The sequence below is a fragment of the Nocardia sp. NPDC050713 genome (assembly GCF_040654315.1).
In the GTDB taxonomy this organism is placed as follows: Bacteria; Actinomycetota; Actinomycetes; order Mycobacteriales; family Mycobacteriaceae; genus Nocardia.
Genome location: NZ_JBFAHS010000025.1, coordinates 56,241 through 71,149 on the forward strand (window position 1 = coordinate 56,241; position 14,909 = coordinate 71,149).

A 14,909-nucleotide genomic window follows, 5' to 3' on the forward strand; every position below is an offset into this window, starting at 1 on the left:
ATCATGACGCAGCCGTCCGCGATCGACGACATCCTGGCCGAGCACGCGGGACTGGAAACGCAGCTGGCCGATCCGGCGCTGCACAACGATCCGGGCGCCGCGCGCCGCGTCGGCAAGCGGTTCGCCGAACTCGCCCCGATCATGGCCACCTACAACAAGCTGAAGAGCGCGCACGACGATCTGGCCGCCGCGCAGGAACTGGCCGACGACGATCCGGCCTTCGCCGCCGAGATTCCGGATCTGCGGCGTCAGGTGGAGGAGCTGGAGCAGGCGCTCGCCGACCTGCTCGCCCCGCGCGACCCGCACGACGGCGACGACGTGGTGCTCGAGGTGAAGTCCGGCGAGGGCGGCGAGGAGTCGGCGCTGTTCGCCGCCGATCTGGCCCGCATGTACATCCGCTACGCCGAGCGGCACGGCTGGAAGGTCGAAGTCCTCGGCGCCACCATCTCCGACCTCGGCGGATACAAGGACGCGACGCTCGCCATCAAGAGCCGCGACGCCGCGCGCGACGGCGTGTGGTCGCGATTCAAGTTCGAGGGCGGCGTGCACCGCGTCCAGCGCGTTCCGGTGACCGAATCGCAGGGCCGCATCCACACCTCGGCCGCGGGCGTGCTCATCTACCCGGAGCCGGACGAGGTCGAGGAGGTGCAGATCGACGAATCCGATCTGCGCATCGACGTCTACCGCTCGTCCGGCAAGGGCGGTCAGGGCGTCAACACCACCGACTCCGCCGTCCGCATCACGCACCTGCCCTCCGGCATCGTCGTGACCTGCCAGAACGAACGCTCGCAGCTGCAGAACAAGGCCCGCGCCATGCAGGTCCTCGCGGCGCGCCTGCAAGCGCTGGCCGAGGAGCAGGCCGAGCAGGAGGCCGCGGCCGGTCGCGCCAGCCAGATCCGCACGGTGGACCGTTCCGAGCGCATCCGCACCTACAACTTCCCGGAGAACCGGATCACCGATCACCGCATCGGCTTCAAGGCCCACAACCTCGACTCCGTGCTGGACGGCGACCTCGACGCGCTCCTCGACGCGCTCGGCAAGGCCGACCGCGAGGCCCGCATGGCGGCCGAATAGACCGCGCCTGCGCGTGGATGTGCGCGGTCCCGGTTCCGGGAAGTGAACAATGGCGCAATGAAATCGGCGAGAGTGGGGTGGTGGGTCGAGTGTCTCTGCGTTCAGTGATCAACGAAGCCGTCGAACAACTGCAGGCCGCCGGGGTGCCGAGTCCGCGCGCGGACGCCGAGCAGCTCGCCGCGCATCTGCTCGGGGTCGAGCGGACTCGGTTGGCTTTGGTGCCGCTGGTGGATCCGGTGCTCGTCGCGGACTACCGCGCCCTGGTGGACCGGCGCGCCCAGCGCATTCCGTTGCAGCACCTGACCGGCGTCGCCCCGATGGGGCAGATCGATCTCGCGGTCGGGCCGGGCGTTTTCGTGCCGCGGCCGGAGACCGAGTTGCTCTTCGCTTGGGCGCTGGCCCATTTGGAGACGCTGCCGCACGATCACCAGCCGATCGTGGTCGATTTCTGCACCGGTTCGGGGGCGCTCGCGCTCGCTGTCGCGCACGCGCGGCCCGACGTCCAGGTGCACGCCGTCGAGGTCGATCCGGCCGCCCTGAAATGGGCCCGCCGCAACGCCGACGACCGCATCGCGGACGGCGACTCGGCGATCACCCTGTACGCCGACGACGTCACCGATCCGAACCTGCTCACCGAGCTGAACGGGAAGGTCGACCTGCTGCTGTCCAACCCGCCCTACATCCCCGAGGGCGCGGCGCTCGACCCCGAGGTCGCCGACCACGACCCGCACCTGGCGCTGTTCGGCGGGCCGGACGGACTGGACGTCATCCGACGGATGGTGCCCAACATCGCCCGCCTGCTGCGTCCCGGCGGCGCGACCGCCATCGAGCACGACGACACCAACGGCTCGGCTCTCGCTGCCCTCCTCGCCGAGACCGGCGATTTCGTCGATGTCGTCGAACACCCAGACCTCGCAGGCAAACCCCGTTTCGTCGTCGCCACCCGCACCTGACGCCCCACCAGCACCATGTGCCAGGATGGGGGCCGTGAGTACCGTCTACGACTGCGCGGATCCCGATTCGCGCGCCGCCGGACTGTCCGCAGCGACCAGCGCCCTGAAGTCCGGGCGACTGGTGGTGATGCCCACAGACACGTTGTACGGCTTGGCGGCCGACGCCTTCGATTCCACCGCGGTGAGCGAGCTGCTCGCGGCCAAGCGCCGCGGCAGGGACATGCCGGTGCCGGTGCTGGTCGGTTCGTGGCACACGATCGACGGACTGGTCTTCTCGGTGCGCCCCCAGGCGCGCGAGCTGATCCGCGCGTTCTGGCCGGGTGGTCTGAGTCTCGTTGTGCAGCAAGCGCCTTCGCTGGCGTGGGACCTCGGTGACACGCGCGGCACGGTGATGCTTCGGATGCCGCTGCACCCGGTGGCGCTGGATCTGCTGCGCGAGGTGGGCCCGCTGGCGGTGTCCAGTGCCAACATCTCGGGCCAGCCGCCCGCCAAGACCGCCGCCGAGGCCCGTGAGCAGCTCGGCAGCTTGGTCGGCGTGTACCTCGACGGCGGTCCCGCCGCGCACGCGGTCGCCTCCACCATCGTGGATCTCACCGCGGACCAGCCGCGCGTGCTGCGCGAGGGCGCGGTCCCGGTGGCCGAGATCGCCGAGGTGCTCGGCATGTCGCCGGACGAGCTGACCATCACCCCCGCGCGGTGAGCGGGAGAAAGGTCGCATGATTTCCGGCTCCGGCTCGGTCGTTCCGCTGCGCGAGCTACTGCTCGTCCTGTTGATCTCGGCCACGGTGACCTTCCTCGCCACCGGCGGTATCCGGCTGCTCGCGATCTCGTTCGGCGCGGTAGCGGTGCCGCGCGAGCGGGATGTGCACGTCAAGCCGATCCCGCGGATGGGCGGCGTCGGCATGTACATCGGTGTCGTGGCGGCGGTGCTGTTCGCGCACCAGCTGCCCGCGCTGCGCCGCGGTTTCGACTATGCGGTGGACATTCCCGCCGTGCTGGTGGCGGCCACCATCATCGTGCTCGTCGGCATCGTGGACGACCGCTGGGGACTCGACGCGCTCACCAAATTCGCGGGCCAGGTGACGGCGGGCGGCGTGATGGCCGTGATGGGGCTGAGCTGGTACGTCATCTACAACCCGTTCAACAATTCCACCGTGGTGCTCGACGCGCTGCAGGGCGGTCTGGTGACCGTGGCCGTGACGGTGACGCTGATCAACGCGATGAACTTCGTCGACGGCCTCGACGGTCTGGCCGCCGGCCTCGGCTTCATCTGCGCCGCGGCGGTTTTCGTGTTCTCCGTGGGGTTGCTCTACGAGCAGGGCGGCGACGTGAACACCTATCCGCCCGCGCTGCTCGCCGCGGCGCTCGCGGGCGCCTGCGCGGGATTTCTGCCGCACAATTTCCAGCCCGCTCGGATATTCATGGGCGACTCGGGTTCGATGCTGATCGGCTTGATGCTCGCCTCGGTGTCCACCGGCGCCTCGGGTCGAATTCCGCTGCAAGGCTATGGTCCGCGCGACATCGTCGGTCTGCTTTCCCCGCTGCTGTTGGTCGGCGCCGTGATGTTCATTCCGGTGCTGGATCTGCTGCTCGCGATCGTGCGCAGGGTGCGCGCCGGTGTGAGTTTCTCCACGCCCGACAAAATGCACTTGCATCATCGTTTGCTGCAGATCGGCCATTCCCATCGACGCGTCGTCCTGCTGATCTATTTGTGGGTCGGTGTGCTGGCATTCGGCGCCGTCGGCACCTCGTTGATGGACCGCCGAATCGTGGTGCTGCTGATGGCCGCGGGGCTCATCTTCGCCCTCGTCGTGACCGCCGTTCCAGGGCTGCGGCGCGGGGAGGCGGCGGCCGAGCAGCAGGCGTCTGAGTAAAGTCGCAACCGTGACCTTCACTCCGAACCCGATTCCCGGTCCCGACGCGCCGCTGAAGTCGGCGCTGCGCTACGGCCTGATCGGGCTGGCGGTCCTGGTGGTCCTGAGCGCCGCGATCGCGACCGCCGTCGCCGGGCTGCCGGGACTGTGGGGCGCGCTGCTCGGCGCGGCGATCGGCGGCGTGTTCATCCTCACCACGGCCGCGGTCGTGCTCTTCGGCGCGAAGCTGCCGCCGAGCACCGCGGGCCTGGTCATGCTGGCCAGCTGGGTCGGCAAGGTGCTGCTGGTGCTCATCGCGGTGGCGATCCTCAACCAGTTCGATTTCTACAACCGGGTGGCGCTGTTCCTGACCGTCATCGGCGCCCTTGTCATCGTGCTCGGCGCGGAGACGTACGGCGTTCTGCGACAGAAGGTTCCGTATGTCTCGACCACCGCCGGGGACTCCGAACCCGCTTCCGAACAGGAATGACTCACCCCCCTACACAGCGTCGTAGATAACTTGGTAAAGTGTTGGTAAGCAAGTGACCAAGCGAGGGGGGATCACCACGATCCCTCCGAGTACCGCTATGCTTACTGCCGTGCCGGGCTCGAGGGTTCCGGTTCTGCATGTCGACGATGTCGCCGACACACGTACAGACGCCGCCCGAGCGGGATTGCCGCGCAGCTGCTGACGAATTTCGAGCCGACCTGAGTCGACCAAATTGATCGTCAATGTCCGATCGAACCGCGGGAATGACCGTACCCGCGGCCCGAACACGGGAGAGAACGCTGAGCGTCACCACTTTGGCGGCGGGTGAGTTCCACGCGCCGTCGCTAACCGACTTCTTCCCTCCAGCTTTGCTGTTCGAGGGAACGCCGTTCGAACTCGATCGTTTGATGCTGGTCCGGTTGATCATGACCGCCGTGCTCGTCGCCGTCATGCTGCTGGCCTTCCGGAGTCCCCGAATCATTCCGCGCGGCCTACAGAATGTCGCCGAAATCGGTCTGGTCTTCGTCAAGGAGCAGATCGCGGAAGAGGTACTCGGCAAGGAAACCGGCCGCAAGTTCTTCCCGCTGATCGCGACGATCTTCTTCACGGTCCTCTTTCTGAACTTCTCCGGCATCGTCCCGGGCTTGAACATCTCCTCGAACGCCCGAATCGGTATGCCGATCGTGCTCGCGGCGGTCGCCTACATCGCGTTCAACTACGTGGGCATCAAGAAGTTCGGCTTCCTCACCTACATGCGCAGCAGCATCGTGGTGCCGAACGTGCCGCCCGCTCTGCACGTCCTGCTGATCCCGATCGAGTTCGTCTCGACCTTCATCCTGCGCCCGTTCACGCTGACCGTCCGACTCATGGCGAACATGCTGGCCGGCCACATCATGCTGGTGCTGTTCTTCAGCGCGACCTGGTTCTTCCTGTTCGACGCCGCCGCGTGGATGAAGGTGTTCTCGCCGTTCTCGCTGCTCGCGGGACTCGGGTTCACCCTGTTCGAGATGCTGGTCATCTTCCTGCAGGCCTACGTGTTCGCGCTGCTGACCGCCGTGTACATCGGCCTCGCCGAGCACGCCGATTCTCACTGACCGCACTACCCATCACCGGAGACCTGCTACACCGCGCCGCCCGGCGGGTGAGCAACAGAAAGGGAAAGAAGACTCATGAGCCTCTCGTACCTGGCCCAGGAAGCTGCCAACGAGTCGACGCTGAAGGGCCTCGGCGCCGTCGGCTACGGCCTGGCCGCCATCGGCCCGGGCATCGGCGTCGGCATCGTCGTCGGTAAGGCGATCGAGGGTATCGCCCGTCAGCCCGAGCTGCAGGGCACGATCCGTACCAACATGTTCCTCGGTATCGCGTTCACCGAGGCGCTGGCCCTGATCGGCCTCGTCGCCGGCTTCATCTTCTGATTCCGATGTACGAGTTCGCAGTACTCGCAGCGGAGGGCGGAGAGGATGTGAATCCTCTCGTCCCCGAAACGTACGACATCGTCTGGTCGGTGGTCTGCGTCGCGATCATCGCGGTGCTGTTCTACAAGTACGTCATCCCGCGCCTGATCAAGGTGCTGGACGAGCGTGCCGACAAGATCGAAGGCGGTATCGCCAAGGCCGAGGCCGCGCAGGAAGAAGCCCAGCAGACGCTGCAGCAGTACCAGCAGCAGCTGGCGGACGCCCGCCTCGAGGCCGCGCGCATCCGTGAGGACGCGCGCACCCAGGGCCAGCAGATCCTTGCGCAGATGCGCTCGGAGGCCCAGGCCGAAAGCGACCGCATCGTGGCCTCGGGCCACGCCCAGCTGGAAGCCCAGCGCCAGCAGATCCTCACCGAGCTGCGCTCCGAAGTCGGCCGCACGGCCGTCGACCTGGCCGAGAAGATCATCGGTCAGTCGGTTTCGGACGAAGCCAAGCAGGCGGCCTCGATCGAGAAGTTCCTGAGTGAACTCGACGAGACCGACGCCGGCATCGGGGTCGGAAGGTAACCATGTCTGAGCGGGTCAACGGCCGGAGGCGGAAGCGGAGCGTAACCACGCAGGCCGTCCCGTCCAGACGAGATTGGATACAGCGAAAGTGAGAAGCATGTACGCAGCGAGCCGCGAGGCCAGCTCCCGGTCCCGGGAGGCGCTTCGGGCCGCTCTGACCGGAAGCGACAGTGTTGCCGCCACGACGGGCTCGGAACTGTTCGCCGCTGTCGCCGTGCTGGACGACCAGCGTTCGCTGCGTGTTGCGCTCGCGGACGTGTCGGTGCCCGGTTCGGTGCGCGCCGAGCTGAGCGAGCGGGTCTTCGGCGGCAAGGTCAGCCCCGCCACCCTGGCGGTGCTGACCACCGCGGTGGCCCAGGACTGGTCGCGCACCTCCGACCTGGTCGACACCCTGGTGCTGCTCGGTCAGGAGGCCCTGCTGGAGTCGGCCGCGGACAGCGGCAGGCTCGAGGCGGTCGAGGACGAGCTGTTCCGGCTCGGCCGGATCATCGCCGACAACCCCGAGCTGGAGCAGGCGCTGTCCGATCGCGGGAAGCCGGGTTCGGCCAAGCGCGAGCTGATCGCCGGGCTGCTGTCCGGCAAGGCCGAGACCATCACCGTGACTCTCGCGGAGCAGGCGGTGGCCCGGCAGCGGACCGGCCTCGGCCCGGCCTTCGACGAGTTGTCCGACCTGGCCGCCGCCCGGCGTGAGCAGATCGTCGCGCACGTGCGTGCCGCGATCGCCCTGACGCCGCAGCAGCGGGAGCGGCTCGCCGCCTCCCTGCAGCGCATCTACGGCAAGCCGATCACGGTGCACGTCGAGGTCGATCAGAGCCTGCTGAGCGGGCTGGTCGTGCGCGTCGGCGACGACGTGATCGACGGCAGCGCCACCGGCCGACTGGAGCGGCTGCGCCGCGAGCTGGCGTAGTCCGGCTCTGCCGGCCCCGGCACCGGCGCCAACACCGACATTCGAGACCCTTACAGCGAGAGCAGGAAGAACATGGCGGAGCTGACGATCTCCTCCGACGAGATCCGTAGCGCGATCGAGAGCTACACCCAGAGCTACACCCCCCAGACGTCCATCGAAGAAGTCGGTGTCGTCACCGACACCAGCGACGGCATCGCGCACGTCAGCGGCCTGCCCTCGGCTATGGCCAACGAGCTGCTCGAGTTCCCGGGCGGCGTGCTCGGCGTGGCGCTGAACCTCGAGGACCGCGAGATCGGTGCGGTCATCCTCGGCGAGTTCGCCGAGATCGAAGAGGGTCAGCAGGTTCGCCGCACCGGTGACGTGCTCTCGGTGCCGGTCGGCGACAAGTTCCTCGGTCGTGTGGTGAACCCGCTCGGCCAGCCGATCGACGGTCTCGGCGAGATCGAGTCCGAAGAGCGCCGCGTGCTGGAGCTGCAGGCCGCGACCGTGCTGGAGCGCCAGCCGGTCGAGGAGCCGATGGCCACCGGCATCACCGCCATCGACGCGCTGACGGCGATCGGCCGCGGCCAGCGTCAGCTGATCATCGGCGACCGCAAGACCGGCAAGACCGCCGTTTGCATCGACGCGATCCTGAACCAGAAGGCCAACTGGGAGTCCGGCGACCCCACCAAGCAGATGCGCTGCATCTACGTCGCCATCGGCCAGAAGGGTTCCACCATCGCGGGCGTGAAGGCCGCGCTGGAGGAGCACGGCGCGATGGAGTACACCACCATCGTCGCGGCCCCGGCCTCCGACTCCGCCGGCTTCAAGTGGCTGGCCCCCTACACCGGCTCGGCCATCGGCCAGCACTGGATGTACCAGGGCAAGCACGTCCTGATCGTGTTCGACGACCTGACCAAGCAGGCCGAGGCCTACCGCGCCATCTCGCTGCTGCTGCGTCGCCCGCCGGGCCGCGAGGCGTACCCGGGTGACGTCTTCTACCTGCACTCGCGTCTGCTCGAGCGTTGCGCCAAGCTCTCCGACGAGATGGGCGCCGGCTCGATGACCGGTCTGCCGATCATCGAGACCAAGGCCAACGACGTCTCGGCGTTCATCCCGACCAACGTCATCTCCATCACCGACGGCCAGGTCTTCCTCGAGTCCGACCTGTTCAACAAGGGTGTCCGCCCGGCGATCAACGTCGGTACCTCGGTCTCCCGCGTCGGTGGCGCCGCCCAGACCAAGGGCATGAAGAAGGTCGCCGGTTCGCTGCGTCTGGAAATGGCGCAGTACCGCGAGCTGGAGGCGTTCTCCGCCTTCGCCTCCGACCTCGACGCCGCCTCGCTGGCGCAGCTCGAGCGCGGCGCCCGCTGGGTGGAGCTGCTCAAGCAGGACCAGTACTCCCCGGTCGCGGTCGAGGACCAGATCGTCTCGATCTTCCTGGTCGACGCCGGTTACTACGACTCGGTTCCGGTCGCCGACATCCGCCGCTTCAACGCGGAGCTGATCGAGGACCTGCACCGCAGCGCGGCCGACGCGTTCAAGTCGATCGAGGGCGGCAAGGTCCTCGACGCCGAGAACGGCGACGCCATCAAGGCGGCCACCGACAAGTTCAAGCAGGGCTTCCTCGCCTCCGACGGCAGCCGTGTGGTGAACGAGGCGGAGGCCGGCGAGCTCGACCACGAAGAGGTCGAGTCGCTGTCGGTCACCCGCAAGCACGTCGAGAAGTAATCGGGCGAGCAATGCGCTATTGGAATCTGGCGAATGAAGGGAGTGTGAACCGTGGCAAGCTTGCGTGAATTGCGCTCCCGCATTCGTGGTGTGAATTCGATCAAGAAGATCACCAAGGCCCAAGAGCTGATCGCGACCTCGCGAATCTCCAAGGCCCAGGCCCGGGTCGCGGCCGCCAAGCCGTACGCGGAAGAGATCACCAAGGTCCTCGCCGAGCTCGCGAGCGCGTCGAAGAACCTGGCGCACCCGCTGCTGACCGAGCGCGCCAACCCGCGTCGCGCCGCCGTGCTGGTGATCACCAGTGACAGCGGCATGTGCGGTGGTTACAACTCCAACGTGCTCAAGCGCGCCGAAGAGCTGATGACCACCCTGCGCGGCGAGGGCAAGGAGCCGGTGCTGTACGTGATGGGCAACAAGGGCCTCACGTACTACACCTTCCGCAACCGCCCGCTGGTCTCGGCGTGGACCGGCTTCTCGCAGCAGCCGAAGTACACCGACGCCTCGGCGGCCTGTGGCCACCTGGTGGACGCCTTCATGGCGGGCTCCGAGGGCCAGGTGCCGCATCCGCACGGCACCGGCGACATCGAGGGCGTCGACGAGCTGCACATCGTGTACACGCGGTTCGTGTCGATGTTGACGCAGACCCCGGAGGTGCGCCGCCTGGCGCCGATCCAGGTCAGCTTCGTCGACGAGAACTTCGACATGGGCGCGGACTCGTTCTCCGATTCGCCCACCGCCGAACCGCAGGCGCAGTACGAATTCGAGCCCGACGCCGATGTACTGCTGGCGGCGCTGCTGCCGAAGTACGTGAACACGCGTATCTACGCGTCGTTGCTCGAGGCAGCGGCATCCGAGTCCGCGGCTCGGCGCACCGCAATGAAGGCGGCCACCGACAACGCCAACGAACTCGCGAGTGTTCTTCAGCGCGAGGCGAACTCGGTGCGTCAGGCCCAGATCACGCAGGAAATCAGCGAAATCGTCGGCGGCGTGAACGCGCTGGCGTCGAGCTCGGACCGCGACTAGAAGCGCAGGAAGAGAACCAATCCAAATGACCGCAGCTGTCACTCAAGACAACACGAGCCGGACCGGCGCCGCCGCAGGCCGCGTCGTCCGGGTCATCGGCCCCGTCGTGGACGTCGAGTTCCCGCGTGGCGCGATCCCCGAGCTGTTCAACGCTCTGAACGCCGACATCAAGCTGGCGTCGGTGGCCAAGACCCTGACCCTCGAGGTCGCTCAGCACCTCGGCGACAACATCGTGCGCACCATCTCGATGCAGCCGACCGACGGCCTGGTCCGCGGCGCGACCGTCACCGACACCGGCAAGCCGATCTCGGTGCCCGTCGGTGACGTCGTCAAGGGCCACGTCTTCAACGCCCTCGGCGACTGCCTCGACGCGCCGGGCACCGGCCGCGACGGCGAGCAGTGGGGCATCCACCGCAAGCCGCCGAGCTTCGACCAGCTCGAGGGCAAGACCGAGATCCTCGAGACCGGTATCAAGGTCATCGACCTGCTGACCCCGTACGTGAAGGGCGGCAAGATCGGTCTGTTCGGTGGCGCCGGTGTCGGCAAGACCGTTCTGATCCAGGAGATGATCACCCGTATCGCGCGTGAGTTCTCCGGCACCTCCGTGTTCGCGGGCGTCGGTGAGCGCACCCGTGAGGGCACCGACCTCCGCCTGGAGATGGAAGAGATGGGCGTCCTCCAGGACACCGCCCTCGTCTTCGGCCAGATGGACGAGCCGCCGGGCACCCGTATGCGCGTCGCCCTCTCGGCCCTCACCATGGCCGAGTACTTCCGCGACGTGCAGCACCAGGACGTGCTGCTGTTCATCGACAACATCTTCCGGTTCACCCAGGCCGGTTCCGAGGTGTCGACCCTGCTCGGCCGTATGCCCTCCGCCGTCGGTTACCAGCCCACGCTGGCCGACGAGATGGGTGAGCTGCAGGAGCGCATCACCTCGACCCGTGGTCGGTCCATCACCTCGCTGCAGGCCATCTACGTGCCCGCCGACGACTACACCGACCCGGCCCCGGCGACCACCTTCGCCCACCTCGACGCGACGACCGAGCTCTCCCGCCCGATCTCGCAGAAGGGCATCTACCCGGCCGTCGACCCGCTGACCTCGACCTCCCGCATCCTGGAGGCCTCGATCGTCGGCGACCGGCACTTCGCCGTGGCCAACGAGGTGAAGCGGATCCTGCAGAAGTACAAGGAACTGCAGGACATCATCGCCATCCTCGGCATGGACGAGCTCTCCGAAGAGGACAAGGTCCTCGTCGGTCGCGCCCGTCGTCTGGAGAAGTTCCTCGGCCAGAACTTCATCGTGGCCGAGAAGTTCACCGGCCAGGTGGGTTCCGTCGTGCCGCTGGAGCAGACCATCGACGACTTCGACCGTGTCTGCAAGGGCGAGTTCGACCACTTCCCGGAGCAGGCGTTCAACTCCTGCGGTGGTCTCGACGACGTCGAGGCGGCCGCGAAGAAGATCGCCGGAAAGTAGTCACCGATGGCCGAAATGTCAGTCGATCTCGTGGCTGTCGAACGACTGCTCTGGTCCGGCCAGGCGTCGTTCGTCAGCGCGCAGACCACCGAGGGCCAGATCGGCATCATGCCGGGCCACGAGCCGCTCCTCGGCCAGCTGGTCGAGGGCGGCACGGTGAACATCGTGTCCACCGATGGCGAGCGCATCGTCGCCGCCGTGCACGGCGGTTTCTTCTCGGTCACCGCCAACACGGTGCGGGTCCTGGCCGAGTCCGCGGAGTTCGCCGGTGAGGTGGACGTCGAGGCGGCACGCAAGGTGCTGGCCGACACGTCCGCGACCGAGGAACAACAGCGGGCGGCACAGGCCCGGGTGCGCGCGGTCGAGCAGGTCGCGAGCGCCTGAAGACCCTAACGGGTCGTGAACATCCCCATTGTCGGCGGCGAAGGTATCTTCGCCGCCGACAATGGTATTCAGCCCCAGTTGCTCACCCGTTTGTAGACTCGTGTTTGAATGTCGCAACGGATGGGTATCCGCCGCGGTTCGTGACGCGGATGCCGAGCGAAAGGACGGACAGCATTGCAAACCGGGATGGTTGTCCTGATCATTCTGGTGCTGCTGCTGGTCGCATTGGCGTTGATCTCCGTCTACCGACTGATCATGCTGCGCCGCGGCGGGACCGCTGCGATCCTGCGCGTGCTGCCCGCGAACGGCGGCCAAGGCTGGCGGCACGGTCTCATTCGCTATGACGAGGACCGCCTCGTCTTCTTCAAGCTCACCAGCCTCAAGATCGGTCCGGACGCCACGATTCGGCGCCGCGGCATCGAGGTCGGCGACCGGCGCGGTCCGCGCGGCGACGAGTACGACATCATGACCGACGAGATCATCGTCACCGAGGTGGCCGACACCGAGGGCAACTACGAGCTGGCCCTCGATCGCGGCGCCCGCGCGGCCTTCCTGTCCTGGGTGGAATCGCGGCCTTCGGACCGCACCCGCCGCATGCCCGGTCTGTAGCGAGCGGAGAATTTCATGAGTGAGCGCCAGCGAGCGAATCATCGACACAGCGCGCCCACGCGCGCGACGTGGCCGAGCGTCAGCGAGGGCGCGTCGTGAGCGTGCACCTGACCCGGATCTACACCAGGACCGGTGACGACGGAACCACCGGGCTCAGCGATTTCTCTCGAGTTTCCAAAACCGATCCCCGCCTCGTCGCGTACGCGGACTGCGATGAAGCCAACGCGGCCATCGGTGTCGCGATCGCGCTCGGCGCACCGGACGAGCATCTGCTGACGGTGCTCCGCCAGGTCCAGAACGACCTGTTCGACGCCGGCGCGGATCTCTCCACCCCCGTGGTCGCCGAACCCAAGTACCCGCCGCTGCGGATCACGCAGGACTACATCGACCGGCTGGAAGGCTGGTGTGACGAGTTCAATGCCGAACTGGCGCCGCTGAATTCGTTCATTCTGCCGGGCGGCACCCCGCTGGCCGCGCTGCTGCACACCGCGCGCACCGTGGTCCGCCGCGCCGAGCGCGCCGCGTGGGCCGCCGTCGAGGCGCACTCCGAGGACACCAGCGTTCTTCCGGCCAAGTACCTCAATCGGCTGTCCGATTTGCTCTTCATCCTGAGCCGGTACACGAATCCCGAGGGCGACATTCTGTGGCAGCCCGGTGGCGGCAAGAAAGAATCGTGATGCCGACCGTTCGGATCGTGTCGCAGCACACCGGGATCGCGTACACGCGCGTGCGCGCCGCCGGCGGTGGATAAGCTACCCAGTGTGAGCGAACGGTTTCTGGTCACCGGGGGCAATCGGCTCGTCGGCGAGGTCGCGGTAGGAGGCGCTAAGAACAGCGTCCTCAAGCTGATGGCCGCTGCCCTGCTTGCCGAGGGCACGTCGACGATCACGAACTGCCCCGACATTCTCGATGTGCCGCTGATGGCCGACGTACTGCGCGGCCTCGGCTGCGAGGTCGTCATCTCCGACGACGCGCCCGGCGACCGTTCCGTGGTCACCATCACGACGCCCGCCGAGCCGAAGTACCACGCGGACTTCCCCGCCGTGACGCAGTTCCGCGCCTCGGTGTGCGTGCTCGGTCCGCTGATGGCGCGGTGCAAGCGCGCGGTGGTCGCGCTCCCCGGCGGTGACGCGATCGGTTCCCGCCCACTCGACATGCACCAGGCCGGCCTGCGGTTGCTCGGCGCGACCAGCGAGATCGAGCACGGCTGCGTCGTCGCCCGCGCCGACGAACTCCAGGGCGCGCGGATCCGGCTGGACTTCCCCTCGGTCGGCGCGACCGAGAACATCCTCATGGCCGCGGTGCTCGCCGAGGGCGAGACGGTCATCGACAACGCGGCGCGCGAGCCCGACATCGTCGACCTGTGCAACATGCTGGTGCAGATGGGCGCCCGGATCAGCGGCGCGGGCACCTCGGTGCTCACCATTCAGGGTGTCAAGCGACTGCGTCCGACCGATCACCGTGTGATCGGCGACCGCATCGTCGCCGCGACGTGGGGGATCGCCGCGTCCATGACCATGGGCGACGTGCGCGTCACCGGCGTGAACCCGAAGCACCTCTCGCTCGTGCTGGACAAGCTGCGTTCGGCGGGCGCGCGAATCTCCTTCGAGGTGGACGGCTTCCGTGTCGTGCAGCCGGAGCGGCCGCGCGCGGTGAACTTCTCGACTCTGCCGTTCCCCGGTTTCCCGACCGACCTGCAGCCGATGGCCATCGGCCTCGCGGCGATCGCGGATGGCACCTCGATGATCACCGAGAACATCTTCGAGGCCAGGTTCCGCTTCGTGGAGGAGATGATCCGGCTGGGCGCCGACGCCCGCACCGACGGTCATCACGCGGTGGTGCGCGGTATTCCGCGGCTGTCCAGCGCGCCGGTGTGGTCCTCGGATATTCGGGCCGGCGCGGGTCTGGTGCTCGCGGGTCTGGTCGCCGACGGCACCACCGAAGTGCACGACGTCTTCCACATCGACCGCGGTTACCCGAATTTCGTCGAGCAGCTGCAGGCATTGGGCGGTCTGGTGGAGCGGGTCGGGGCGCCTGATTGATCTTGTCCGCGGGTCGGAATCGATCTTGTCCGTAATGGATGTTGATCAAGAGTCGCCCAAAACCCGTATTGACCAGGCGATTTGACATCATGCAAGCGGCCACGTAACTTTATTCAAGTCAGAGCGACACGGACACCGACCCGGGGCCGAGCGGAGACGCTGAGCCAGGGAAACGAGGTAGGACGAGGAGCGCCTGGCGGTCACACTAGCTCGATTGGGACCCCGATTTGGTTTCGGGTTACTGGCCGCGCTAAGCTGTAAAAGTTGCCTCACCGATTGATCGGGGGAATCCCCCGGGAGATGGTGTGTGCGTGTGTTCTTTGAGAACTCAATAGTGTGTCGATGAATGTCAGTGCCAAATTTTGAAATTTGGTTCCGGCTCTTCACCCCCCGTGTGGAGGGCTGGACA

The 14,909-nt window shown here is 67.2% G+C and carries 16 protein-coding genes; all 16 read left to right on the top strand.

Annotated features, from left to right (window positions below; genetic code table 11):
* Window positions 1-3 precede the first annotated feature (3 nt).
* The 16 genes from prfA (at window position 4) to murA (ending at window position 14,500) form a co-directional block, all read left to right on the top strand.
* Entirely contained in the window at window positions 4-1,074 is a 1,071-nt protein-coding gene (prfA, locus tag AB0H49_RS32610) for a peptide chain release factor 1 (RefSeq protein WP_354999888.1), read from the top strand.
* Window positions 1,075-1,154: 80 nt separating this feature from the next.
* Window positions 1,155-2,027 (top strand): peptide chain release factor N(5)-glutamine methyltransferase, encoded by an 873-nt coding sequence (gene prmC, locus AB0H49_RS32615; protein WP_357256668.1) that lies wholly within the window; start codon window positions 1,155-1,157, stop codon window positions 2,025-2,027.
* A gap of 34 nt (window positions 2,028-2,061) precedes the next feature.
* The gene (locus AB0H49_RS32620) at window positions 2,062-2,727 is read left to right on the top strand and encodes an L-threonylcarbamoyladenylate synthase (RefSeq protein ID WP_354999886.1); all 666 of its coding nucleotides are present in this window, start codon (window positions 2,062-2,064) and stop codon (window positions 2,725-2,727) included.
* A gap of 16 nt (window positions 2,728-2,743) precedes the next feature.
* Complete coding sequence (locus AB0H49_RS32625) at window positions 2,744-3,901, top strand: MraY family glycosyltransferase (RefSeq protein ID WP_354999885.1); 1,158 nt, start codon at window positions 2,744-2,746, stop codon at window positions 3,899-3,901.
* Between the two features lie 10 nt (window positions 3,902-3,911).
* Window positions 3,912-4,370, top strand: a complete 459-nt coding sequence (locus AB0H49_RS32630; RefSeq protein WP_354999884.1) for a hypothetical protein — start codon at window positions 3,912-3,914, stop codon at window positions 4,368-4,370.
* Between the two features lie 242 nt (window positions 4,371-4,612).
* Complete coding sequence (gene atpB, locus AB0H49_RS32635; protein ID WP_084483115.1) at window positions 4,613-5,464, top strand: F0F1 ATP synthase subunit A; 852 nt, start codon at window positions 4,613-4,615, stop codon at window positions 5,462-5,464.
* A 75-nt stretch (window positions 5,465-5,539) separates the two neighbouring features.
* The gene (locus tag AB0H49_RS32640; protein ID WP_011207590.1) at window positions 5,540-5,785 is read left to right on the top strand and encodes an ATP synthase F0 subunit C; all 246 of its coding nucleotides are present in this window, start codon (window positions 5,540-5,542) and stop codon (window positions 5,783-5,785) included.
* Window positions 5,786-5,790: 5 nt separating this feature from the next.
* Complete coding sequence (locus tag AB0H49_RS32645) at window positions 5,791-6,351, top strand: F0F1 ATP synthase subunit B (protein WP_354999883.1); 561 nt, start codon at window positions 5,791-5,793, stop codon at window positions 6,349-6,351.
* 97 nt (window positions 6,352-6,448) lie between these two features.
* Window positions 6,449-7,258: a F0F1 ATP synthase subunit delta gene (locus AB0H49_RS32650; protein WP_354999882.1), complete on the top strand. Its 810-nt coding sequence runs from the start codon at window positions 6,449-6,451 to the stop codon at window positions 7,256-7,258.
* A gap of 72 nt (window positions 7,259-7,330) precedes the next feature.
* The gene (gene atpA / locus AB0H49_RS32655) at window positions 7,331-8,968 is read left to right on the top strand and encodes a F0F1 ATP synthase subunit alpha (protein ID WP_354999881.1); all 1,638 of its coding nucleotides are present in this window, start codon (window positions 7,331-7,333) and stop codon (window positions 8,966-8,968) included.
* 51 nt (window positions 8,969-9,019) lie between these two features.
* The gene (locus AB0H49_RS32660; RefSeq protein ID WP_354999880.1) at window positions 9,020-9,991 is read left to right on the top strand and encodes a F0F1 ATP synthase subunit gamma; all 972 of its coding nucleotides are present in this window, start codon (window positions 9,020-9,022) and stop codon (window positions 9,989-9,991) included.
* A 25-nt stretch (window positions 9,992-10,016) separates the two neighbouring features.
* Window positions 10,017-11,465 (top strand): F0F1 ATP synthase subunit beta, encoded by a 1,449-nt coding sequence (gene atpD, locus AB0H49_RS32665; RefSeq protein WP_067787581.1) that lies wholly within the window; start codon window positions 10,017-10,019, stop codon window positions 11,463-11,465.
* A gap of 6 nt (window positions 11,466-11,471) precedes the next feature.
* Entirely contained in the window at window positions 11,472-11,849 is a 378-nt protein-coding gene (locus AB0H49_RS32670; RefSeq protein ID WP_067787579.1) for a F0F1 ATP synthase subunit epsilon, read from the top strand.
* 186 nt (window positions 11,850-12,035) lie between these two features.
* On the top strand, window positions 12,036-12,458 hold the full coding sequence (locus AB0H49_RS32675; protein WP_067787578.1) for a DUF2550 domain-containing protein: 423 nt from the start codon (window positions 12,036-12,038) through the stop codon (window positions 12,456-12,458).
* A 95-nt stretch (window positions 12,459-12,553) separates the two neighbouring features.
* Window positions 12,554-13,135 (top strand): cob(I)yrinic acid a,c-diamide adenosyltransferase, encoded by a 582-nt coding sequence (locus tag AB0H49_RS32680; RefSeq protein WP_354999879.1) that lies wholly within the window; start codon window positions 12,554-12,556, stop codon window positions 13,133-13,135.
* A gap of 84 nt (window positions 13,136-13,219) precedes the next feature.
* Window positions 13,220-14,500, top strand: a complete 1,281-nt coding sequence (murA, locus tag AB0H49_RS32685) for a UDP-N-acetylglucosamine 1-carboxyvinyltransferase (RefSeq protein WP_354999878.1) — start codon at window positions 13,220-13,222, stop codon at window positions 14,498-14,500.
* Window positions 14,501-14,909 lie beyond the last annotated feature (409 nt).